The sequence below is a fragment of the Pseudoalteromonas sp. SR43-5 genome (assembly GCF_014163835.1).
Lineage (GTDB): Bacteria > Pseudomonadota > Gammaproteobacteria > Enterobacterales > Alteromonadaceae > Pseudoalteromonas > Pseudoalteromonas distincta.
Window position 1 is genome coordinate 1 of record NZ_JACJEA010000072.1, and the last position, 990, is coordinate 990.

At 35.8% G+C, this 990-nt stretch carries 2 protein-coding genes; both read right to left on the reverse strand.

What is annotated here, in order from left to right:
• Positions 1-485 (reverse strand): hypothetical protein (locus H5090_RS20515; protein ID WP_182696626.1); only part of this gene is annotated, 485 nt, incomplete at its 3' end.
• A 32-nt stretch (positions 486-517) separates the two neighbouring features.
• A partial coding sequence (locus tag H5090_RS20520) for an Imm49 family immunity protein (RefSeq protein ID WP_182696627.1) occupies positions 518-990 on the reverse strand: 473 nt, incomplete at its 5' end.

Consider the following 990-nt stretch of genomic DNA (forward strand, 5'->3'; position numbering starts at 1 on the left):
GTTGATTTAGCCTCAGTAAGCGCATTTTCAATTTCTTCTTCCGGCAGTACTTTACCTGTGCCTATTTTAATTAGTAAGTGATCATATAAAAAAATAGCTTTTTTAGTCACGCTGCTGGTTGTAAAGTCATCTGCATGAGCTCGTAATTTGCTTATTATTGAGTCATCACCGAACAACAGAGCGACATTTAACTCACCTTGGATTGTCCACTCATTGTTGTGTCCTTTTAATTCAGGATCAAAGCCTGTTAAATAAGCAAATGGCGCTGCTTTTTTTAAATAACACTTAGCTTCTTCACAATCTTCTAAAACGTAGTGTGCATATGCCAACTCTTGGTACTCTTCAGAAAGTATTTGTGCTGCTTCTTCTTTATCTTCTTGAGAAGCTAACGGATCGTTAATATCAGCAAGCCTGACCTCAATTACCATAGGTGAATCTTCAAAAAGCTCTTCAAATTCGAAATCATAATTATTAAGTTTTAACATTCTTATTCCTTGAACGTAAATCTAAAATGCATTTAGCAGTCTATTAAATATAACGGTAAATAGAGTGAATCAGTTTTACATTGCCAGCCATGCATATCTTTACCCAATTTAGCCATGCTAAGCGCATTTAATGACATGACTGCATTTCCATCTTCTTTGAAGTCACCGTATTTACACTCATCAGCGTGCCACGCAATGACTTTGTCTATGCTTGATTGCCATAAATAATCATCGCCATTGGTAAGGCCTTTAATCGCTTCAATAAGCGGAACAATACATTGTTGTACATCTTTATCTTTCGTTGATTTAGCCTCAGTAAGTGCATTTTCAATTTCTTCTTCTGGCAGTACTTTACCTGTGCCTATTTTTATTAGTAAGTGATCATATAAAAAAATGGCTTTCTTAGTCACACTGCTGGTTGTAAAGTCATCTGCATGTTCACGTAATTTGCTAATTATTGATTCATCACCAAACAACAGAGCGACATTTAACTCGCCTTGTATTG